19 protein-coding genes are annotated in these 20,869 nt (G+C 58.4%); 10 read left to right on the top strand and 9 right to left on the bottom strand.

What is annotated here, in order from left to right; translation table 11 throughout:
- Positions 1–32 precede the first annotated feature (32 nt).
- Both DHN12_RS20080 and DHN12_RS20075 read left to right on the top strand, forming a co-directional pair.
- The gene (locus DHN12_RS20080) at positions 33–491 is read left to right on the top strand and encodes an NUDIX hydrolase (RefSeq protein WP_108861772.1); all 459 of its coding nucleotides are present in this window, start codon (positions 33–35) and stop codon (positions 489–491) included.
- 92 nt (positions 492–583) lie between these two features.
- Positions 584–2,062 (top strand): inorganic phosphate transporter, encoded by a 1,479-nt coding sequence (locus DHN12_RS20075; RefSeq protein WP_108861771.1) that lies wholly within the window; start codon positions 584–586, stop codon positions 2,060–2,062.
- A gap of 11 nt (positions 2,063–2,073) precedes the next feature.
- On the opposite strand, the gene DHN12_RS20070 is transcribed toward DHN12_RS20075, so the two are convergent.
- The 3 genes from DHN12_RS20070 to DHN12_RS20060 all read right to left on the bottom strand — a co-directional run bounded on the left by DHN12_RS20070 (position 2,074) and on the right by DHN12_RS20060 (position 5,026).
- Positions 2,074–3,048, bottom strand: a complete 975-nt coding sequence (locus DHN12_RS20070; RefSeq protein WP_108861770.1) for a 2-dehydropantoate 2-reductase — start codon at positions 3,046–3,048, stop codon at positions 2,074–2,076.
- Positions 3,049–3,115: 67 nt separating this feature from the next.
- On the bottom strand, positions 3,116–4,066 hold the full coding sequence (locus DHN12_RS20065; protein WP_108861769.1) for a pirin family protein: 951 nt from the start codon (positions 4,064–4,066) through the stop codon (positions 3,116–3,118).
- Between the two features lie 111 nt (positions 4,067–4,177).
- Positions 4,178–5,026, bottom strand: a complete 849-nt coding sequence (locus DHN12_RS20060; protein ID WP_108861768.1) for a phytanoyl-CoA dioxygenase family protein — start codon at positions 5,024–5,026, stop codon at positions 4,178–4,180.
- 187 nt (positions 5,027–5,213) lie between these two features.
- On the opposite strand from DHN12_RS20060, the gene DHN12_RS20055 reads away from it, so the two are divergent.
- Both DHN12_RS20055 and DHN12_RS20050 read left to right on the top strand, forming a co-directional pair.
- The gene (locus DHN12_RS20055; RefSeq protein ID WP_108861767.1) at positions 5,214–5,702 is read left to right on the top strand and encodes a twin-arginine translocation pathway signal; all 489 of its coding nucleotides are present in this window, start codon (positions 5,214–5,216) and stop codon (positions 5,700–5,702) included.
- 47 nt (positions 5,703–5,749) lie between these two features.
- Complete coding sequence (locus DHN12_RS20050) at positions 5,750–6,307, top strand: ferric reductase-like transmembrane domain-containing protein (protein WP_108861766.1); 558 nt, start codon at positions 5,750–5,752, stop codon at positions 6,305–6,307.
- 32 nt (positions 6,308–6,339) lie between these two features.
- Here DHN12_RS20050 and DHN12_RS20045 read toward each other — a convergent pair whose 3' ends face one another.
- From DHN12_RS20045 to DHN12_RS20035, 3 genes are read right to left on the bottom strand one after another with little or no spacing between them, the layout of a single operon-like run.
- Positions 6,340–6,687, bottom strand: coding sequence for a 5-carboxymethyl-2-hydroxymuconate Delta-isomerase (locus DHN12_RS20045; RefSeq protein ID WP_108861765.1), 348 nt, complete (start codon positions 6,685–6,687; stop codon positions 6,340–6,342).
- Positions 6,688–6,699: 12 nt separating this feature from the next.
- A complete protein-coding gene (gene argF, locus DHN12_RS20040; protein WP_058272227.1) occupies positions 6,700–7,626 on the bottom strand; it encodes an ornithine carbamoyltransferase in 927 nt (308 codons plus the stop codon).
- Between the two features lie 28 nt (positions 7,627–7,654).
- Positions 7,655–8,842 carry an aspartate aminotransferase family protein gene (locus tag DHN12_RS20035; RefSeq protein ID WP_108861764.1) on the bottom strand — a complete coding sequence of 396 codons (1,188 nt, stop codon included), beginning with the start codon at positions 8,840–8,842 and terminating at the stop codon, positions 7,655–7,657.
- 293 nt (positions 8,843–9,135) lie between these two features.
- Between DHN12_RS20035 and DHN12_RS20030 the strand changes: the two genes are divergently transcribed.
- Together DHN12_RS20030 and DHN12_RS20025 are read left to right on the top strand one after the other, a co-directional pair.
- Positions 9,136–10,020, top strand: a complete 885-nt coding sequence (locus DHN12_RS20030) for a DMT family transporter (RefSeq protein ID WP_108861763.1) — start codon at positions 9,136–9,138, stop codon at positions 10,018–10,020.
- Positions 10,021–10,132: 112 nt separating this feature from the next.
- The gene (locus DHN12_RS20025) at positions 10,133–11,368 is read left to right on the top strand and encodes an MFS transporter (RefSeq protein ID WP_108861762.1); all 1,236 of its coding nucleotides are present in this window, start codon (positions 10,133–10,135) and stop codon (positions 11,366–11,368) included.
- Here the strand turns inward: DHN12_RS20025 and DHN12_RS20020 are convergent.
- Positions 11,365–12,168, bottom strand: coding sequence for an ABC transporter permease (locus DHN12_RS20020; protein WP_108861761.1), 804 nt, complete (start codon positions 12,166–12,168; stop codon positions 11,365–11,367). The genes DHN12_RS20025 and DHN12_RS20020 overlap by 4 nt on opposite strands.
- 126 nt (positions 12,169–12,294) lie before the next feature.
- Here DHN12_RS20020 and DHN12_RS20015 point away from each other — a divergent pair, with 126 nt between their 5' ends.
- Positions 12,295–12,870: a GcrA family cell cycle regulator gene (locus DHN12_RS20015; protein WP_108861813.1), complete on the top strand. Its 576-nt coding sequence runs from the start codon at positions 12,295–12,297 to the stop codon at positions 12,868–12,870.
- Between the two features lie 368 nt (positions 12,871–13,238).
- Positions 13,239–13,739, top strand: coding sequence for a hypothetical protein (locus DHN12_RS20010; RefSeq protein WP_234416707.1), 501 nt, complete (start codon positions 13,239–13,241; stop codon positions 13,737–13,739).
- 3 nt (positions 13,740–13,742) lie between these two features.
- Here DHN12_RS20010 and DHN12_RS20005 read toward each other — a convergent pair whose 3' ends face one another.
- Positions 13,743–14,819, bottom strand: coding sequence for a DUF2235 domain-containing protein (locus DHN12_RS20005; RefSeq protein ID WP_108861812.1), 1,077 nt, complete (start codon positions 14,817–14,819; stop codon positions 13,743–13,745).
- On the bottom strand, positions 14,797–17,088 hold the full coding sequence (locus DHN12_RS20000; protein ID WP_108861759.1) for a xanthine dehydrogenase family protein molybdopterin-binding subunit: 2,292 nt from the start codon (positions 17,086–17,088) through the stop codon (positions 14,797–14,799). The genes DHN12_RS20005 and DHN12_RS20000 overlap by 23 nt, the downstream gene beginning before the upstream one ends.
- Before the next feature lie 108 nt (positions 17,089–17,196).
- Between DHN12_RS20000 and DHN12_RS19995 the strand changes: the two genes are divergently transcribed.
- Together DHN12_RS19995 and DHN12_RS19990 are read left to right on the top strand one after the other, a co-directional pair.
- On the top strand, positions 17,197–17,628 hold the full coding sequence (locus DHN12_RS19995; protein ID WP_108861758.1) for a hypothetical protein: 432 nt from the start codon (positions 17,197–17,199) through the stop codon (positions 17,626–17,628).
- Complete coding sequence (locus DHN12_RS19990) at positions 17,591–20,752, top strand: valine--tRNA ligase (RefSeq protein WP_108861757.1); 3,162 nt, start codon at positions 17,591–17,593, stop codon at positions 20,750–20,752. Before DHN12_RS19995 ends, DHN12_RS19990 begins: the two co-directional genes overlap by 38 nt.
- Positions 20,753–20,869 lie beyond the last annotated feature (117 nt).

The raw sequence follows: 20,869 nt of genomic DNA, 5'->3' as shown, positions 1-20,869 counted from the left end.
TTGAACCTAAGAAAAGTACTGGCACTTAATCGATGGCATCTTGGCTGAACAATATCTGGGAAGAAGTTGGCAAACCCTTCTTCCAACGCCCACACAGGGTACAGTTTGCAGCCTTGTGCGTGCGCGGAACCGGCGACGACAAAAAAGTTCTGTTGATCACCAGCCGTGGCACAGGTCGCTGGGTCATCCCAAAGGGATGGCCGATTGACGGTATGGACGGGGCCGAGACTGCCAAAGAAGAAGCATGGGAAGAAGCCGGCGTAAAAGTGAAACACCTGGGCCGCAAGGCGGTGGGCCATTTCACCTATGACAAGATCCTGGATGACGGAACGGCCCAACCCGTGCGCACCAATGTGTATCGCATAGATGTCAAAGATCTGGCCGAGGAATTCCCCGAGGTCAGCGAACGTGAACGGCGCTGGTTCTCGCCGAAAGAGGCCGCAGAGCTGGTGCAAGAGCCGGAACTGCGCGAAATGCTGCGGCAAATGTAACGCTTTCGCAACAAACTTCTGTGAGGCCGGTTGCCACAAGACCTGCCAGCCGTTAACCGCGCCGGTTAAACCTTATTACCCACAGAAAACCGATGTCGAACACGAACGAAAAAAACCGCTGGCAAGCCCTGGACAGCGATCTGCACCGAATTTCCCGCCTTGAGCATGCGAACGTGCACGTGGCGCGGCCGCTGCTTGCGCCGGGCATCGCTCTGGCCTTTATAGTCATTGCCGGATTGATTGCTGCGATACTATTCGGTCGGGCAGACGGTGGGCTGATCGTCATCGCGGCTGCCGGTTTTGGTGCCTACATGGCTATCAACATCGGCGCCAACGACGTTGCCAACAACATGGGCCCTGCCGTCGGAGCTAACGCCCTGACCATGGGTGGGGCAATCGCCATCGCCGCAGTCGCGGAAAGCGCGGGGGCCCTGCTGGCCGGCGGAGACGTGGTCTCAACCATCTCCAAGGGCATCATCGACCCTGCCTCAGTCCAGAATAGCTCGGTCTTTATCTGGGCGATGATGGCGGCGCTGATCTCATCGGCGATGTGGGTCAATCTGGCGACTTGGGTCGGCGCGCCCGTTTCCACAACGCATTCGGTCGTGGGCGGCGTGATGGGCGCTGGCATCGCAGCAGCAGGCCTTAGCGCGGTCAGCTGGGGCACGATGAGCGCGATTGCCGCCAGCTGGGTGATCTCTCCGGTTCTGGGCGGCGCGATTGCTGCCGGATTTCTGGCGCTGATCAAGGCCAAAATCCAGTATCAGGACGACAAGATCGCGGCGGCCCGTCGCTGGGTTCCTATTCTGGTGGCCGTGATGGCCGGTGCATTTGCCACCTATCTCTCTGTCAAAGGCCTGAAGCGGATCGTGAAAATCGATCTGGAAATCGCGCTACTGATCGGTCTGACCTCGGGCATTCTGGCTTGGGCCGTGACTGTGCCTTGGGTTCGACGTAAATCCGAAGGGCTGGAAAACCGCACCAAATCTCTGAAAGTTTTGTTTGGGTTGCCTCTGGTCATCTCGGCCGGATTTCTGAGCTTTGCACATGGTGCCAACGACGTCGCCAATGCTGTCGGCCCGCTGGCCGCGATTGTGCACGCCGCTGAATTTGGCGATTTTGCCTCGAAGGTCACGATCCCGACATGGGTAATGGTGATCGGTGCCTTTGGTATTTCGTTCGGTCTGTTTCTGTTTGGTCCCAAGCTGATCAGGATGGTCGGTAGCCAGATCACCAAACTGAACCCGATGCGTGCATTCTGCGTCGCTTTGTCGGCAGCGATCACAGTGATCGTTGCAAGCTGGCTTGGGTTGCCGGTCAGCTCGACCCACATCGCGGTGGGTGCGGTGTTCGGCGTCGGATTTTACCGTGAATGGAATCAGGATCGCCGACGCAAGCAAAGTAATGATCGCCGCCCGCCCGAGTTGCGGCTGGCCCGTGAAGAGCAGCGGCGGCGCAAGCTCGTGCGTCGGTCGCATTTCATGACCATTATTGCCGCGTGGGTGATTACCGTCCCAGCGGCGGCTACAATGTCAGCCGTTATCTTCTGGATACTGACCGCATTCACCTGAATGTAATCAAGTCACGGGGTGATCTGATCCGGTGACAGACTTACATTCGGCTTCTGTTCGATCAGAGCCTGTACCCTTTCGCAAATCGGTGCAGGCCGCCCATATTGCTTGCCCAATCGGACAATCTCACCTTGCAGACTGTCGATTTCCGTCACGCGCCCCGCCGCGAGGTCATAGGCCATCGACGTGCGCGCGCTGGGGTCGATGGTCAGCATGCGCGCGGCGATCCGGGTGAACAGTGGCGTAGGAAGTCGAAGGATATTCGGCGTCATCCAAGCGGGCAAAGGCGTGGTTGATGCGACAGGGTGGCCTGCGGCCTGAAGTACCCGCAAAGCCTCGGCCATCTGGTCGGCCATCAGGCGACGCCACCTGTGATCCAGCAATTGATCCTTCAACGTCAGCCCCGACAACGCGTTCAGTGCATTGTTCAGGTTGATGATCAGCTTACCCCATTGCACAGATTCGATGTCGTCGCTTTCGATCACCGGCAGGTTGGGCGAGCTGAGCACTTTCCCCAGATTGCCGGGGCCGGACTGGATCACGATTTCGCCGGAAGTGGCGCGGTGAAAGCTGGCGGGCTGGGGCGGCACAACGTTGAAGGGCACCATTCCCGCGCGCACGTCATGATCCGGAAGCGCTGCCCGCAGCACCCGGGCATTTTCCATCCCGTTCTGCCAGGACAACACTGGCGCAGAGGCCGGGGTGAACCGCGCGATCTGTTCTGCCATATCCGCCGTGGCCGCGACCTTGACGACCACGATCACCAACTCTGCGTCTTTCAGGCAATCGGGGGTTTCGGAAATCGTCAGCGTCTCGGCCGCCACATGAAGGTGCAGGCCGGAAAAATCAGTGACGGTCAGGCCCTCCTCACGGATTGGGTCCAGAATGCGTGGGCGACCCAACAGCGTGACCGAGTGACCGGCATCAGCCAAAAAGGCTCCGCAATAACATCCAATGCTGCCCGCGCCTGCTATTATGATCTTCATGGCAACCCTCCCGTTGAGGCGAGGATTGCCGGTATCGCAAGTTCGGACAAGGCCCCCTGACGTCTGGTTAACGTGCCCGTCTTGGGCTTGTGCGCTCCAACTCGTCGGAAATCGGAATGAACTCCTGATCATCGCCGGGGGGCAGGTGGAAGGCACCGTTGGCCCAATCCGCGGCTTTCCATTCGCGAGTGGCGTTTTCGATTTTTTCCTTCGAAGAGGACACGAAATTCCACCAGATATAGCGATCCTCGTTCAACGTGGCCCCGCCCAAAAGCATTAGCCGCGCACCGAGTGGACCGGCCTTGACCGAAAGACGATCACCCGGGCGGAACACCATCATGCGACCTTCCTCGAACGTGTCGCCCGCAATCTCAACCGATCCCTGAATGACATAAACCCCGCGATCTTCGTGGTCGTCGGGCAATGGAAAGGCGGCACCGGGTTCAAGTTGCACGTCCAGATAGAAGGTTTCCGACAGCATCGTCACCGGGCTGGTTTCGCCATAAGCCGAACCAAGGATTAGCCGGGCACTGACGCCATTGTCCTTGATATGCGGCAGCGCGCCCTGCTTGTGGTGCTCAAAATCCGGGGCCATGTCCTCGTACACCTCAGGCAGTGCAATCCAGGTCTGAACACCGAACAGGCTGTGCCGCTTGGCCCGCGTTTCTTCACTGGTACGTTCCGAATGGGTCACGCCGCGGCCAGCCACCATCCAATTGACCTCACCGGGATAGATCATCTGATGGGTGCCAAGGCTGTCGCGATGCTCAAACTCGCCCTGATACAGGTAGGTCACTGTACCCAAGCCGATATGAGGGTGCGGCCGCACGTCGATGCCACCGTCGGTGATGAACTCGGCGGGGCCCACCTGATCGAAAAAGATGAACGGGCCGACCAGTTGCCGTTTGACCGAAGGCAGCGCACGCCGCACTTCGAACCCGCCCAGATCGCGTGCGCGGGGAATGATCAGCGTTTCCAGAGGCGAATCCTCAGGGTGTTGGGTGGGGTTCCAACTCATGATTGCTCTCCTGTGATCGGTCCGTTCAGTTCACTGATACAGAGTAGGACTGACAAACCAGCCATTCAATTTGCAGGAATGCACAGAACTGGTGCGAGCCCGGTCCTTAAATCAGGCAAGACCCAGCCCGCGCGGCCAAAGCTGCGGGAAAAACGCCCCATCAATTCGATCACCTTCGCGATATCCTTCGGCTTCGAACTGCACCCGTTCATCCTTGGCCCAATCCCCCCGATACCGGATCCTGCCATCCGGAGCGGTCATCCGCAGCGTAAACCTGCGTACCGTTTCCGTTGGGGTGACTGATGACAGCCCACCGTGCAAGGTGCGCATGTCGAAGAAGATGCAGTCGCCCAGATTCATATCCCATTGCAAAAGATCGAATGCTCCCGGATCGGCATTGACGTCAGGCGGCGGGTGATAGGTCAACCCTGCAACCTCGGTGGGTTCGTAGCTGGGATGCCCGTCGGCGAACCTGACCCGCATGAACAGCTTGTCCCACAGATGCGAGCCTTTGACGAAGGCGATACCGTTTTCTTTGGTAACCGGCTCAAGCGGCAACCACAGGACGCACATCGTGCCTTCGAAGTCGAAATAGGACAGGTCCTGATGAAACGGTGGACGCGAAGTTGATCCAGCCTCGCGCAGGAACCAGTTGTCCATAACAAGATTGATCGATGGTGCACCCAGCAACTGTGCGGCAAGCGGAGCACAAGGTGAGTTGTGAACGAATTGCGTGAATTGCGGGATTTTATTCCAAGCCCAGTAGTCCTCGAAATAGGCAGGTGCGCGAGGGTCCTTGGTATGGCGGGTGAAATTATCGGTTGGGCGGGCCAAATCCGCGTTGATGCCGTCTCGCAAAATTGCCAGCCAATCCTCTGAGAACCTGGAGCGCAGCACAACCGCACCGTCGCGCTTGAACGCCTTGATTTCTTCGTCTGAGACAACGTCTTCGACAATCATAGTGCAGGACTCCCCGAACTGACGGATTTCAGGATGGCACCTGCGCGGGGGCACGGTCAAAGGAATTCACAATTTGTCACCCCCGCTGCGCGACCCCTCGGAAACTGAAACAATCGTGCTATCTTTCCGCTGAAAGGATGCCCGGCATTGTCGAGGCGTGGTGAAACACTTGAAAAGAGAGGTTTGCATGCCTGGTCTTACGTTCTCTCGTCGTTCTTTGGTTTTGGCGTCTGGGGCTGTTCTGGCAACGGGTGCGACAGGCTTTTTGGTGCCAGCGCGCGCAAGTGGCGTGGCCCCCATCGCATCCATGCGCGGAGGGTCCAACAATTACCGTCCCGGCGCGCCCATCGTTGACCGGATTGGCAGCGGCGGGTTCTGGATGACCGGAACAGTGCGACGCGCCGGGGACGGTGCCCCCCTGCCCGGTCAGCGCATCCAGATCTGGGCGCATACGACAGAAGGCCACGAACGCGATCCGCAGAGCCACGGCGCAACTCTGACCGATGCCAATGGTGAGTTCCGACTGGAGATGCCGCAGATCGTACCCGCCTTTGGCCAGCCACACGGCCATCTAGCTTATGACAGTGGTGAGTTCGAAACGGTTTTCCTGCGCCCAATTATGGGCAGCTCCAAGGACAAAACCTTGGCCGCGCATTTCGTTCTGCAGCCTGCCTAACCGCAGTGCGTCGAAGCCTAGTAATCTGGACCTTTGTGATCCTTGCCATGGCCGTACCGATTATCGCGGCGGCGGCGAGCCCTCAGCTGGCATGGCGTGAACCGATCTACATCACGGCCGGATTTGCCGGTGTTATTTCAATGTGTCTGCTGTTGATGCAGCCGCTGCTTGCGGGCCGTTTGTTGCCGGGGCTGACCCCGGTTGCCAACCGCCATTGGCATAGGTGGTGTGGGCTGGCATTAGTTGCAGCCATTCTGATCCATGTCGGTGGTTTGTGGATCACCAGCCCGCCCGACGTTATTGACGCTCTGTTATTTGTTTCACCGACACCGTTTTCGGCTTGGGGTGTGATTGCGATGTGGGCCACGTTCGGAGCCGCGTTTCTAGGTCTTTCTCGCACGCGCCTTGGCTGGCGGTTTCGCGTCTGGAGGTTGGGTCATGCGAGCCTTGCGATCATCACCATTCTAGGCAGCGTCGTACATGCCCTGCTGATTGAAGGCACTATGGAGGTCATGACTAAATGGGCGCTATGCGGTCTGGTCGTGTTGGCGAGCGTCGCGACGCTCGCGAAAGTGCGAATTTGGGATATCAGGCGACCCAGCTGAACAACACATCGCCGAAAGCAGCCGGGCACTGGTTATGGTCCGGCCAGCCGTTTCGCGTAGGAAGTGCGGTTCATCTGAACGTCTTGCACCGTAAGGCTGCCAACGTCGGGCAAGGCCGCCGACAGAACCTCCAATATGGCCGCGTTAAGCTCAGAGCGCGTCGCCTCGTCACGACCCTGCATCAGCAGAAGCGTGGCGTGGACAAAGCTTTGGGGATCTGTGCCGATACGGTAGTATTCTACCGGAATGGCGCGGATTTTTATCGTTTCAGCGTCGAATTCACGATGTTCAGCCAGCAAGGCAAATAGCTGATCGCAAATTGCCTGAACATCATGGACCTGCTCTATGCCTTTCGAAAACTCCAGTGTGATATGAGGCATGGTGGGCTCCGTTCAGACGCCCAGACACCAGCGCATCACGGCCTTTTGCGCGTGCAGACGGTTTTCGGCCTCGTCGAAGATGACCGAGTTGGGGCCGTCCATCACTTCGGATGTCGCCTCTTCTTCGCGGTGGGCAGGCAGGCAGTGCATGAATAGCGCGTCCGGTTTTGCGTGGGACATCAGCTCGGCGTTTACCTGATAGGGGCGCAGCATGTTGTGGCGACGCTCCTTGGCGGACTGAGAATCGTGCATTGAGACCCAGGTATCAGCGACCACCAGATCCGCACCCTCAACCGCTTTGTACGGGTCTCGTTCGACCACGATTTTCGAGCCCTTTTGACGGGCAAGCCCCATGAACTCTTCTTCCGGATCAAGCTGGGCCGGGCCGGTGAAGGTGAAATCAAACCCGAACTGACCCGCAGCATGCAGGAACGAGGCGCAAACATTGTTGCCGTCACCGGTCCAGACTACTTTCTTGCCTGCAATCGGGCCGCGGTGTTCCTCAAACGTCAGCACATCCGCCATGATCTGGCAGGGATGGGTGCGGTCCGTCAGGCCGTTGATGACTGGCACGTCCGAGTATTCCGACATCTCGGTCAGAATGGTCTCATCGAAGGTCCGGATCATGATCATGTCGACATAGCGCGATAGGACGCGGGCGGTGTCGGCGATGGTTTCGCCGTGGCCCAGTTGCATGTCCTTCCCGGACAGCACCATGGTCTGCCCCCCCATCTGACGCACGCCTACGTCAAATGACACGCGCGTTCTGGTAGACGGTTTTTCGAAGATCAGCGCGACCATGCGGTCTTTCAGAGGCTGTTCGTCATCAAGCGCTGCCTTTGGACGGCCCAGGCGCGCCTGTTTCATAGCGCCCGCCTGATCAATCATGGTCCGCAGATCGCCCGCGTCGGTTTTATGGATATCGAGGAAATGGTTCATTTCAGTTCACTTTTCATTCGGGTGTGACTTAGGCCGAGGCCATTGACTCTTCGACCTGCGCAGCGGCTTTGTCGAGGCGGATCACGGCCTGGGCGATGTCATCCTCGGTCAATGTCAGCGGCGGAAGCAGGCGGATCACGTTATCGGCGGCTGGGACGGTAATAACCTCATTGTCATAACCGGCGTTGACCATGTCGATATTGGGCGCATTGCACTTCAGGCCCAGCATCAGGCCGGTTCCGCGCACTTCTTCGAAGACCTCCGGGTGCTCGGCGATTAGCCCTTCGAGCTTCTGGCGCAGCATCCCGGCCTTGCGGTTGACGCCATCCAGGAATGCTGGTGTCGCCACCTGATCAATAACGGCGCAGCCCACGGCACAGCCCAGCGGGTTGCCGCCATAGGTAGAGCCATGCGTGCCTGCCGTCATACCGCTGGCGGCGTCTTCCGTGGCCAGAACCGCCCCTAGAGGGAAGCCGCCGCCGATGCCTTTGGCGACCATCATGATGTCCGGGGTAATTCCAGCCCATTCATGGGCGAACAGCTTGCCGGAACGACCTACGCCACATTGCACCTCATCGAGGATCAAAAGCAGGCCGTTGTCATCGCAAATCTGGCGCAGGGATTTGAGTTCGGCGTCTGGGACCGGACGGATGCCGCCCTCGCCCTGCACGGGTTCGATCATAATCGCGGCGGTTTTTTCGGTGATCGCATTGGTGACGCCATCGAGGTCGCCAAACATGACATGAACAAAGCCCGGCAGCAGTGGACCGAAGCCTTTGATCATCTTCTCAGACCCGGCAGCGGCAATACCAGCCGATGACCGGCCGTGGAACGAGCCGTCAAAAGTGATGATCTCGACCCGTTCAGGCTGATCCTTGTCATAGAAATACTTGCGGGCCATTTTCACGGCCAGTTCGCAAGACTCGGTGCCCGAGTTTGTGAAGAACACGGTATCGGCAAAGGTGTGCTCGACCAGTTTGTCGGCCAGCGCCTGCTGCTGCGGGATGTGGTAGAGGTTTGAAACATGCCACAGCGCGTGCGCCTGCTCGGTCAGGGCATTGACCAGTGCGGGATGTGCATGGCCCAGCGCATTTACGGCGATCCCTGCGCCCAGATCCAGAAAACGTCGGCCATCCGCCTCGGTCAGCCAGGCGCCTTCACCCTTCACGAAAGTCAGGGGCGCGCGGTTGTAGGTCGGCAGAACGGACGGGATCATGGGATCATCCTTTTCAGGTAGTTTGAGCCTTGTGAGTGATACACTCGGCCTGTGTTCGTCAACTGATTTGGTGGAAATTGCGCCGATTTGAACAGCGCAAATAGATCAAAGAGGCCGGTTACGCGGCAAAGCGTCGGCGTCGGAGTCGCAGGATATGTGCGTTTTTGATCATAAGCCGCCGTATAGCGCTGTCCGAGGCGTCTGAAAACCCTGAAATTTGCGGACGCTGAAAATACTTGTGTGCACGACATTTGTCGCTTGCCATTTACCCCATGCTGACGCACCGCTGACATATGTTTGTCGCCAAAGCCCACAATCCGCCTCTTGCGGCCGTGCTGATCACCGCCGCCAGTGCCTTGCTGGCCGGGACCACCCTGCTGGCCAAAGCCTTGGGGACGGACACGTTGGGTCCCGCGCTGCATCCAATGCAGATCAGCCATGGGCGGTTTCTGTTTGCCTTTATCGTGATCGTCACAGCCGTAGGCGTGATGCGGCCCCGCTTGCAACGTCCGCATTGGGGGCTGCATGTCGGGCGCACAAGTTTCGGCTGGGTCGGGATTACGCTGATGTTCGCCTCGGTCGCGTTCATTCCGATCGCTGATGCGACGGCGATTTCTTTTTTGAACCCAGTCTTTGCAATGGTGTTGGCAATCCCGCTGCTGAAAGAAGGCGTCGGCCCGTGGCGCTGGCTGGCGGCTGCGGTGGCGCTGATTGGGGCGCTGATTCTGTTGCGCCCGACACCCGATAGCTTTCAACCTGCCGCTCTTCTGGCACTGACCGCAGCCGCAGTCATCGGTATGGAGTTGATATTCATTAAGAAACTCTCGGGTCGTGAAATCCCAATCCAGATCCTGCTGATCAACAACGCGATGGGTCTGACGATTGCCTCTGTCGCGGTGAGCTTTGTACTCCAGATGCCAACTTTAGAACAATGGGCAGCGCTGGCGGGTATTGGCGCGCTGATGGCCTGCGCGCAGGCGTGTTTTGTGAACGGAATGGCGCGGGCGGACGCCTCATTCGTTGCCCCGATCAGCTATGCGACGCTGATTTTCGCCGCATTCTACGATTTTGCGATATTCGGCGTGATTCCGGACGGGATCAGCATGATCGGCTCAGCCATAATTCTGACCGGCGGACTTATTCTTGTCTGGCGTGAAGCGCGGGCGCGGCAAGCCTGAAACTCTAAAAAGTTTTCCTGACATGGCCCGAGGGCGACCTGTATGTCGCAAACCCGGAAGAACGCGGATTGATCTGGCGCAATGTAACCTCAGTTGATTTGAGAGTTTACCCATGCACGAACGCCGTATCCCCGAATGGGTGCGCCATGCCCCAGCACCTTCAGTCCGCGACTTCGGTATCCTTGCCGGGTTCGAGGCGATTGTCCGCGGAATTCTGATATCGGTCTTTCCACTGGCCATGTACCGAGCATTGGGTGATGCGTCTTCGGTATCATTCCTGTATTTTCTGGTCGGCGTTATCTCGTTGATTGCGGGGCTGATGGTGCCGTTCCTGATCCGCTTCATACCGCGCAGATGGGCGTACACTGTTGGTTGCCTCATGTTCATCGGTGGTGCCCTTCTGGCGATTGAGGGCAGCCCGGCGGCAGTGGTCGGTGCCCTTGCCCTGAACACGGTCGCGACAGTGGTCACATTCATTTGCTTCAATGCTTATGTCCTAGATTACATCAGCAAAATCGAGCTGGGCAAATGCGAGACCAGCCGCATGTTTTACAGCGCCCTCGGCTGGGCGGGCGGCCCGATGGCCGGCGTCTTATTGCTGGAGGTATGGGCCCCTGCCCCCTTTGTCATCAGCGCGGTGGCAGGTGCGGTCATGCTGATACAGTTCTGGCGCATGCGGTTGGGCAATGGCAAGTTGATCACCAAGGCGCGAGGCACCGCAAAAAACCCGCTGGCCTTTCTGCCGCGCTTCTTCGCCCAGCCGCGGTTGGTGGCCGGGTACCTTTTCGCCATGATCCGATCCTGCGGCTGGTGGATCTACGTAGTGTATCTACCCATCTTCGCCATTCAAAACGGGCTGGGTGAGCAACTGGGCGGCATCCTTCTGTCCACAACCAATGCGATGCTGTTCGCAGCTCCGCTGATTCTGCGCTGGGTGCAGGGGCGTTCGATTCGCATAGCAGTCCGCGTGGGTTTTGCTGCCTGCGGAACCTGCTTTGTAACCGCTGGGGCAATCGCAGGTTGGCCGATCGCGGCGGTTGCGGCGTTGGTTCTTGGGTCCACCTGGCTGATCGTTCTGGACATTTGCGCAGGGCTGCCATTCCTCATGGCCGTGAAACCGCCCGAACGCACCGAAATGTCAGCGATATATTCCAGCTACCGCGACGTTTCCGGCATTCTGACACCCGGAGTTGCTTCACTGGTCCTTCTGATCTTACCCGTCGCCGGGGTTTTTGCTGTCGGAGGTTTGGCCCTGTTCGGGGCCTGGGCCGTGGCCGCAAATCTGCACCCCCGATTGGGAAAGCCCAGAATGACTTTTCAACCCGGTTCACTGGCCGAGACGGGTTAAGCCTTTAGGCGATACCCCGTCCGCAACATCTGCCAAGTCAGCACGCCGACCAGCAGAGTGGCACCGGTGCAAACGGCAATTCCCAACCAGGGTGAGCTGTCGGACACGCCGATCATACCATACCTCAGACCGTCAATCAGATAGAAGACCGGGTTCACATGACTCACCCGATTCAGGATAGGAGGCAGCGCCTGGACCGAGTAAAACGTACCCGACAGGAAAGCCAATGGTGTCACGATGAAGTTCGTGATGGCCGCCATCTGATCAAACTTGTTGGCAAAAATACCGGCGAACAGGCCTAAGGCCCCCATGAATGCGCCACCCAGAACTACGAATATCAGGGCAAATAACGGGTTTTGCGGGTATATGCCCAAAACCAGCGCAAGTGCGACCGCAACCACACAAGCGATCAGAACGCCGCGTGCGACGCCACCGGCCAGATAGCCCAGCAGGATCTCAAGCGGGGACAAAGGCGGCATCAACGTATCGACGATGTTTCCCTGCACTTTGGCGATCACCATCGACGAAGAAGTGTTGGCGAACGCATTCTGGATCACGGTCATCATCATAATGCCGGGCGCCAGAAAGGTCAGGAACGGCACCCCCATTACATCCGGACGCCCCGGACTGATGGCGATATTGAAGATCAGCAGGAACAGCCCGGCCGTCACAAGCGGCGCCAACAGGGTTTGTGTCCAGACCGCCAGAAACCGCAATGTTTCGCGTTGGGCCAGCGTGTAGAGCCCCATCCAGTTAACTGTTCCGAAACGCCGTTCGCTCTGATCTGCGGAAATCTGCATCACCTGCCCTCATCCTGATTCGAGAACCGCTTGTAACTCGGCTCGCAGTGATTAAAATAGGGGGCTGAGACGAATTCCCAAGGCGGCCCGAATCCGGGGCCGCTTTCCGCTTTTGAAAGGCAAATGATGTCCTGGACTGACGAGCGCGTAGAACTGCTGAAAAAAATGTGGGGCGAGGGCCAGTCGGCCAGCCAGATCGCCAAGGAACTGGGCGGCGTAACCCGCAATGCGGTGATCGGCAAGGTGCACCGTCTGGGTCTGTCGAACCGCGCAACCGGTGCCTCGCCGGCTAAATCCGAACCCAAGGAAAAACCGGCACCCGCGCCCAAGGCCGAGGCCAAGCCAAGGCCCGCGCCTAAGACCGAACCGGCGCGCCCAACGCCGGCACCTGCAGCCGAGACAAAACCGGCCGTTCCGGCGCGCCGCCAGATCATACCGGCTGGTCAGCCACTGCCGCCGCAGCCTTCGGCCAACGAAATCAGCCCCGAGGCGCTGGCCAAGGTCAACGAGATCGAGAAGAAGGCCAAGAAGCTGACGCTGATGGAACTGACCGAGAAGACCTGCAAATGGCCCGTTGGCGACCCCGCGACCGAGGATTTCTGGTTCTGCGGCCTGCCGGTTGAAGCGGGTAAACCTTATTGCGAAGCGCATGTTGGCGTAGCCTTCCAGCCAATGAGCTCGCGTCGCGACCGGCGGCGGTAAACTCTTAGGCGTGCGCGCTGGTCTCTTGGTGTGACACGGGCGACTTGTTTTCTTAACTGACCACCCATCGAAAGGCGGGTGGTCAGGCATTTTTTGACCAGAGAGATTCTGCTATTCCACCAAGATTGAGATACAAAGTCCTATTCTTCGCCTATGCTGTGCTGATCTTTATTGCCTACATGCAGCCGTTAGATCCGCAATTGTTCGAACCAAACACGGACAGAAAAGCCCTCTTATTGTTCATTCAATGCTTGTTTCTGCTCGTTTGGCTCATCCCAGCCGCACCCATATGCATTGGTGGACTTGGCTTGCTGGGGATGTGTCCAATCCCGCGTCTTCTAGCAGTATTTCTGGCGATCTCGTCAGTTGTGATTGGACTACTGCTGACACTGGCATCCGGCGTGCTCGCCTTATTTTCGGACACTCAGCTATTGCATGGGATCAGCTTATCGATCGCGATTGCATCGAGCTTTCTCATTTGGTCGGGTCGTGATGGGAAGCCAAATCCATCACGGACTGCGAAAATCGGGATATCGATCTCGACTCTGATCGCGCTCTGGTCCCTGCTGACGATTCCGATGCTCTTGTTTCAAGCACGGTTGATCGCGGACGGTTCACCCTCTTGCATCGCCGAGCATTCAGAGAATTCTCCGATCGAAACCCTGCACGAGCTACGTGGATTCTCATTCTACACAACAAAAACCGGGTACAAATCGACGTCTGAATGGTACTTTCACGGTTTGATGATCGTAGATCATCCGGACGACCAAAGGGTTTACAATTGGTCTCCAAGACATTGGCGTTTCGATCTTGTAGAACGCCCGGATGCACTGATCGAACCGGTCAGAAACGCCTGCGTCGCAAAGTAAGTTCTACTGCGCCGGGTGCGACGGCAAATCCGGCATCGGCACCCAGCGTGGTAATTCATCCGGCGAGACCGAGACATGGAGCTTCTCTGACCGGTCGCGGCCCACCTTGCGGTGCTTTCGCAGCAGAAAAATTTTACCCCAGCCACGCCAGGTTCCGACGGAACGGGCGGAGGTATCCGTCGGGAACCGATCACACCAGCCCTCAGGTAGCGGAAGACCATGCAGTTCTGCCTTATCCAGCATCCAGACCAGAGAAATGTTGCTGAGGGGACGGGCCTCTTCAAAGCCGTTCAACTGGCCACCCACATCGCCGTGAGTTCCACGGAACCAAACTTGTTCGACATGGCCTTTGAATTCGGGGGTACATTTCCACAAGACCGGCTCAAACACTTCGCGAGTCTCGTCCAGTGCCATTGCGTGGTACCCGTGGCGCGTCGCCGGTCCAAGCTGGTGGGTGTGAAAGGCGTGACGCTCTTCGGCCCAGCGCCACAGCAGCGGCAGACGCATGCCCAGCGCTTTGACCGTATCCCAGACGCCAACCATCTCAATCGCCACATCTTCGTGACAGAATTGCCTCCGGAACTCGGCCGCAGCCGACCCGCTGGCATTGCATTCATAGTGCCGGTAGGCCTGTTTGATGTTGCGCACAGTGGCATGTTCGGCCTTGAGCAGACCGATCATGTCAATCACACCAGCCAAGCTGCGCACACCGTAAGCGCCGCGTGAATAGCCGATGAAGTAGATACGGTCGCCGGGTTTGTAGCGTGAAGCGAGATAGCCATATGCGCGGCGGATCTGGCGGTTGATGCCCCGCCCCATCATCACGTCTAGCGAGGACTTCCAGTTTTCCCATTGCACACCAGATTCGTAAAAGACGGACACTTTGCTGCCCATTTCGCGGCATAGTCGCAGGGTCTGGCCCGCATGGGTTTCGTAGCCCGGCTCAAGCGTCGACATGGTGCCGTCCAAGATAATCACGTGGCTGACGGGCTCGCGGTGAAGCGCCTCGGCGGAATGCTCGGACCGTAAGGGCCGTCCGAGCCATCCCAGTACCTTTCTACTCAGCCGCGACAGAACCATGCGTCAGCAATTCCCATACTCTTTGAGGTGTGAAAGGCATGTCCGCCTGCCGCACCCCGTGATCCCAGAGCGCATCCTGAACCGCGTTTGCAACTGCGGCCAGCGCGCCCACGGTGCCGGCCTCTCCGCATCCTTTCATCCCCATCGGGTTGGAAGTTGACGGAACCGGAGCCGAGGTAAACTTAATCATGGGTATCTCGGCCGCGCGGGGCAAGGCGTAATCCATCAACGAAGCCGTGAGCAGTTGCCCCTGCGCATCATGCACAACACGCTCCGTCAATGCCTGACCGATACCTTGTGCCACCCCGCCATGCACCTGCCCTTCGGCCAGCATCGGGTTGATAAGATTACCGAAGTCGTCGACGACAGTATAGCGATCCACCCAGGTTTCACCGGTGTAAGAATCAATCACGACTTCGGCAACATGTGCGCCATTGGGATAACTCCGCGCATCCAGATTGGCGCGGGCCTCGTGACTCAGCAGGTCAGCGCGCCCATCGGCGCGGGCCATCTCCGCAGCCTCGGTGAGCGTCGGCGTCAGGTTTGATCCCGGTGCGCGGAAGGTTTCATGGTCGAAACGCACATCACTTTCCTCCACCCCCATCTTACCCGCCAGATACGGCGTGAATTGGGCGATCATGACATCTATTGTCGCCAACGTGGCCGTGCTTTGCACCGTGACCGAACGCGACCCGCCAGTCCCGCCGCCATGTGGCAACTGATCGCTGTCACCCTGGACCACATTGATCTGGTCCATCGGAACTCCGGTCTGGTCTGACAGGAATTGCGCGTAGACCGTCTCATGCCCCTGCCCGTTCGATTGGGTGCCGACATAAAGGTTCACCGTGCCATCCTCGCAGAACTGGACTTTCGCGTTTTCCGAAGGGTCACCCAAAATGCTTTCGATATAGTAACACAAGCCGCGCCCCCGGATCAGACCACGTTCCGCATCTGCAGTTTTTCGTGTCGCGAACCCCTGGGTCTGGGCATCTGCACGGGACAGGACCATATCGAAATCACCCACGTCATAGATTTCGCCGGTCGCGGTCTTGTAGGGGAAGTTTTCCGGCTGGATGAAATTCCTGCGGCGCAACTCCCAAGGATCGACGCCCAGTTGGCGCGCGGCGCGATCCATTACACGCTCCAGAACATAGATCGCCTCGGGCCGCCCTGCCCCCCGATAGGCGTCGACTTGCGTGGTGTTGGTATAGAACCCCTCAACCCGCAGATACGTCGTTTGAACGTCGTAAACCCCCATCAACACCTTGCTAAAAAGACTAGTCTGGATCGCTTGCCCGAAATGACTGCTATACGCACCCAGATTTACCTTGCTTTGCACACGGTAGGCCGTGATTTTCAGGTCCTCGTCAAAGGCGAGCTCAGCCAATGAGGTCAGGTCGCGACCGTGATGATCCGACAGCATCGCCTCGGATCGGTCAGACATCCAATGAACTGGCTGCCCGAGTTTCATCGCGGCAACTGAGACGCAAAAGTACTCAGGGTACGGCATGACCTTCATGCCGAATCCGCCACCCACATCCGGCGTGGTGACACGGATCGCCTCGGGTTCCAGCTTCAGCTTTTGCGCCAACTGCCCCCGCATCGCCCAGACGCCTTGCCCACCATAGGCAAAGTGCAAACGTCCATCGATCCAATTGGCCTGACATCCCCGTGGCTCGATTGAGGTGATGATCACGCGGTTGTCGGCCACATCCAGCGAAACGGTATGCGAGGCAGCCTGAAAGGCGGCATCGGTTGCTGCTTCATCGCCCAACCCCCAATCAAAAGCACGATTGTCAGCCACCTGATCATGCAGCGGTTCGCCACCGGCTTCGACATCCAGTTTTGCCGGCAGATCATCCGTGTCCATCCAGATCATCTCAACCGCATCGCGCGCCTGCAACAGCGTGTCTGCGATCACGACGGCCACAGGTTCGCCAACAAACCGGACGCGGTCTTGGGCCAGCATATGCCTGTCGGGCGCAAGGGTCTGAGAGCCATCGCGGTTCTGCACAGTTGCTGCGTTCATCACAGTGTCGATCCCCGCCGTCGAGAGATCATCCAGCGTCATGACAAGGCGCACCCCTTCCGCCTCGCGCGCGGCATCCAGATCCAGCGCCGTGATCCGACCATGGGCAACCGGGCTGCGGAAAAAGGCCGCAAACAGAGCCCCTTCGGGCACATCATCATCCATGTATCGTCCATGCCCGGTCAGAAACCGCTGATCTTCTGTCCGTTTTACGGGCTGGCTTTTGCCGAACTTTTCCATGCGATGATCCTCCTGCGATGGCGACCGTAGCCCAGCCCAAGACGATGTCCAGTCGAAGAGGCAGCTTCCCCGTGTTTTGCCAGTCTTTTTTTGGTTAACCTACAGGCCATGACATGGGCACATAACAGCGTTTTTCCATTCACTGCCCTGCTGACCAGCGGAGGCGAAGCCACCCACGACGTGTATGTCGATGGCAGCGCCCGCGCGGGCATGGCACGGAAGGGCCCCGGCCTCGTCATGCGCTACGCCGATGACAAACTTGCCTCAGAACGGCATATGGGCGCCCTGAAGGATGCTTTCGGTGATCATCTTGAGACGGTGGAATTGACGGTAACGACCACTCATTGCAGACTCTGGATTTCCACGAACCGGCCTACCAGCGTGTTCAGGACTATTTTCGCGCGCGCTTTGCCCAGGCCGAATAGCATACAACCCTTCCCCTTCCCTTACGCATTCGCTATTGCAGGCGCTGACCCGAATTTGTTGACGCAGGACGCATCCAATGGCGATGGAAAAGACATTCAACGCGGCCGAGGCTGAGGCCCGCATTTATGAGGCCTGGGAACAGGCCGGGGCCTTCAAGGCAGGCGCGAACAGATCGCGCGACGAAAGCTTTACCATAATGATCCCGCCTCCCAACGTGACGGGCGCATTGCATGTGGGCCACGCGTTCAACAACACCTTGCAGGATATCCTGACCCGCTGGCACCGGATGCGCGGCTTCGACACGCTTTGGCAGCCCGGTCAAGACCATGCCGGTATCGCCACCCAGATGCAGGTCGAAAAGATGCTGGCCGCCACCCAACAGCCCAGCCGAAACGAGCTGGGTCGCGAGGCTTTTCTGGACAAGGTCTGGGAATGGAAGGGCGAATACGGCGGCACGATCATCGAGCAGCTGAAACGTCTCGGCTCCTCCTGTGACTGGTCGCGCAATGCCTTCACCATGGCGGGCGCACCACGCGATCCGCGCACCGGGCATGAAAACTCGGCCAACTTCCACGACGCGGTCATCAAGGTCTTCGTCGACATGTATGAAAAGGGCCTGATCTATCGCGGCAAGCGTTTGGTCAATTGGGACCCCCATTTCGAGACCGCGATCTCGGATCTTGAGGTCGAGAATATTGAGACGCCCGGTCATATGTGGCACTTCAAGTACCCGCTGGCGGGCGGCGAGACATATGAGTATTTGGAAAAAGATGAAGATGGGAATGTAACCTTCCGTGAAGAGCGGGATTACATTTCGATTGCCACCACCCGCCCCGAAACGATGCTGGGCGACGGTGCGGTGGCCGTTCATCCGTCGGATGAGCGTTATGCGTCAATTGTCGGAAAGCTCTGCGAAATCCCGGTTGGACCGAAAGAGCATCGCCGTCAGATCCCGATCATCACCGATGACTACCCCGATCCCGATTTCGGCTCGGGCGCGGTGAAGATCACAGGCGCGCATGACTTCAACGACAACATGGTCGCCAAGCGCGGCGGCATTCCGATGTACCGCCTGATGGATACCAAAGGCGCGATGCGGGCTGATGGTGCGCCCTACGCCGAAGAGGCGGGCAAGGCGCAGGAATACGCGCGTGGGCGCGCGTTCACCGAGAATGAGATTGACGCGATCAACCTCGTTCCCGATCACCTGCGCGGGCTTGACCGTTTTGAGGCGCGCGCGAAGGTCGTGGAAGAGATCAACAACGATGGTCTGGCCGTCATGACCCGCGCGGATGATCCGCGTCTGGGCTCTGCCGCTCTGAAGCCTGACGCTGAGGGCGCCGATGAGCTGGTCCCTCTGGTCGAGAGCAAACCGATCATGCAGCCCTTCGGCGACCGTTCCAAAGTTGTGATCGAGCCGATGTTCACCGACCAATGGTTTGTGGACGCGGAAAAGATCGTCGGCCCCGCGCTGGATGCGGTGAAGGACGGCACGGTCAAGATCATCCCTGAGTCGGGCGAAAAGACCTATTACCACTGGCTGGAAAACATCGAGCCCTGGTGCATTTCGCGACAGCTTTGGTGGGGGCACCAGATTCCGGTTTGGTATGGTCTCGATCTGTCTGCGGAAGACTTCATCGATGACGAGAACGACGGAGACCTTGATTTGGTCGAATTGGGTCGTCTGCTGAATGAAGGTGGCATGCTGCAGCGTGGCAATGTCATGGAATGCGCAACCAGCTTGGATGCAGCCACTGAGAAGTTCCTGGACGACAACGCCAACATTCCCAGCCCGCTGAGCCACGCAACCGTTGTGGAAGTTGCAGACAAACATGAGGCAATCCATCGGTTTGCCGAAAGTCTCGCCCAGTATGCGGTCGAACAAGACCCAACCAAACTGATCTATCCAGTCTGGCGCGACCCCGACGTCCTCGACACATGGTTCTCCTCCGGCCTCTGGCCAATCGGCACCCTGGGCTGGCCCGAGCAGACCGAAGAGATGGAGCGCTATTTCCCGACTGATGTGCTCATCACCGGCGCAGATATCCTGTTCTTCTGGGTCGCCCGGATGATGATGATGCAACTGGCCGTGGTAAACGAGATACCGTTCCATACCGTCTACCTGCACCAGCTCGTCCGCGACGAGAAGGGCAAGAAGATGTCCAAGACCACCGGCAACGTCATCGACCCGCTGGAAATCGTGGACGAATTCGGCGCCGACGCGCTGCGCTTTACCAACGCCTCGATGGCGGCGATCGGCGGTGTGCTGAAGCTATCCCGCGAACGCATCACCGGCTATCGCAACTTCGGCACCAAACTGTGGAATGCCGTCCGCTTTGCCGAGATGAACGAGGTCTTCACCGACGCTGTCCCGCAACTGGATGTGGCCGACCTTAAACCCAAAGCCGCCGTGAATCGCTGGATCATCGGCGAAACCGCCCGCGTGCGCGAAGAAGTCGACGCAGCGCTGGAAAGCTATCGCTTCAATGACGCCGCCAACGGACTTTATGCCTTTGTCTGGGGCAAGGTTTGTGACTGGTACGTGGAACTCTCCAAACCGCTGCTGCAAGGCGACGATGCCGAGGCGCAGGCCGAGACCCGCGCCACCATGCGTTGGGTTCTGGATCAGTGCATGGTCTTGCTGCATCCGATCATGCCCTTCATCACCGAAGAACTCTGGGGTCTGACCAGCGACCGTGCCAAAATGGCCGTCCACGCCGATTGGCCGACCTATGCCGCCGCTGATCTGATCGACGCCGAAGCGGATCGTGAGATGAACTGGGTGATATCGGTGATCGAAAACACCCGCTCGGCCCGTGCGCAGATGCGAGTACCTGCCGGCCTCTATGTGCCGATGCTGGTGACCGAGATCGACGCCAATGGCCAAGCCGCATGGGACCGCAACGAGGCGCTGATCAAACGTCTGGCGCGGATCGATAGCCTGACCAAGGCGGATGAGCTGCCCAAAGGTACGATCTCGATTGCTGCCCCCGGCGCATCTTTCGGCCTGCCATTGGCGGATATCATCGACATTGGCGCGGAAAAGGAACGGCTGGAGAAAGCCAAGGGCAAACTGGCCAAGGAACTGGGCGGTCTGCGCGGGCGTCTGAACAACCCGAAATTCGTGGCTTCGGCCCCGGAAGAGGTTGTCGCGGAAGCCAAAGCCAACCTTGCCGCCCGCGAAGAGGAAGAGGCGAAACTGAACGAGGCCCTCGCCCGTTTGGCCGAAATCGCCTGATTTTCGTCTTTTCGCAAATACTCAAAACCTAACACCCGCCGGTCACCCGGCGGGTTTTTTTGTGCGGTGTCGCATTTCACCTTGTTTCTATCCGCTTGCGATTGTTAGCAATCTCTG

It is taken from the genome of Ruegeria sp. Alg231-54, assembly GCF_900143525.1.
Taxonomy (GTDB): domain Bacteria; phylum Pseudomonadota; class Alphaproteobacteria; order Rhodobacterales; family Rhodobacteraceae; genus Ruegeria.
Note: the sequence above shows the minus strand (reverse complement) of the source record. Positions and strands in the feature narration are given on the sequence as shown.

Bases quoted from the DNA above. Each gene is read 5' to 3' on its own strand.
- DHN12_RS20080 (WP_108861772.1), top strand. From the start codon at position 33: ATGGCATCTTGGCTGAACAATATCTGGGAAGAAGTTGGCAAACCCTTC.
- DHN12_RS20075 (WP_108861771.1), top strand. From the start codon at position 584: ATGTCGAACACGAACGAAAAAAACCGCTGGCAAGCCCTGGACAGCGAT.
- DHN12_RS20070 (WP_108861770.1), bottom strand. From the start codon at position 3,048: ATGAAGATCATAATAGCAGGCGCGGGCAGCATTGGATGTTATTGCGGA.
- DHN12_RS20065 (WP_108861769.1), bottom strand. From the start codon at position 4,066: ATGAGTTGGAACCCCACCCAACACCCTGAGGATTCGCCTCTGGAAACG.
- DHN12_RS20060 (WP_108861768.1), bottom strand. From the start codon at position 5,026: ATGATTGTCGAAGACGTTGTCTCAGACGAAGAAATCAAGGCGTTCAAG.
- DHN12_RS20055 (WP_108861767.1), top strand. From the start codon at position 5,214: ATGCCTGGTCTTACGTTCTCTCGTCGTTCTTTGGTTTTGGCGTCTGGG.
- DHN12_RS20050 (WP_108861766.1), top strand. From the start codon at position 5,750: ATGGCCGTACCGATTATCGCGGCGGCGGCGAGCCCTCAGCTGGCATGG.
- DHN12_RS20045 (WP_108861765.1), bottom strand. From the start codon at position 6,687: ATGCCTCATATCACACTGGAGTTTTCGAAAGGCATAGAGCAGGTCCAT.
- argF (WP_058272227.1), bottom strand. From the start codon at position 7,626: ATGAACCATTTCCTCGATATCCATAAAACCGACGCGGGCGATCTGCGG.
- DHN12_RS20035 (WP_108861764.1), bottom strand. From the start codon at position 8,842: ATGATCCCGTCCGTTCTGCCGACCTACAACCGCGCGCCCCTGACTTTC.
- DHN12_RS20030 (WP_108861763.1), top strand. From the start codon at position 9,136: ATGTTTGTCGCCAAAGCCCACAATCCGCCTCTTGCGGCCGTGCTGATC.
- DHN12_RS20025 (WP_108861762.1), top strand. From the start codon at position 10,133: ATGCACGAACGCCGTATCCCCGAATGGGTGCGCCATGCCCCAGCACCT.
- DHN12_RS20020 (WP_108861761.1), bottom strand. From the start codon at position 12,168: ATGCAGATTTCCGCAGATCAGAGCGAACGGCGTTTCGGAACAGTTAAC.
- DHN12_RS20015 (WP_108861813.1), top strand. From the start codon at position 12,295: ATGTCCTGGACTGACGAGCGCGTAGAACTGCTGAAAAAAATGTGGGGC.
- DHN12_RS20005 (WP_108861812.1), bottom strand. From the start codon at position 14,819: ATGGTTCTGTCGCGGCTGAGTAGAAAGGTACTGGGATGGCTCGGACGG.
- DHN12_RS20000 (WP_108861759.1), bottom strand. From the start codon at position 17,088: ATGGAAAAGTTCGGCAAAAGCCAGCCCGTAAAACGGACAGAAGATCAG.
- DHN12_RS19995 (WP_108861758.1), top strand. From the start codon at position 17,197: ATGACATGGGCACATAACAGCGTTTTTCCATTCACTGCCCTGCTGACC.
- DHN12_RS19990 (WP_108861757.1), top strand. From the start codon at position 17,591: ATGGCGATGGAAAAGACATTCAACGCGGCCGAGGCTGAGGCCCGCATT.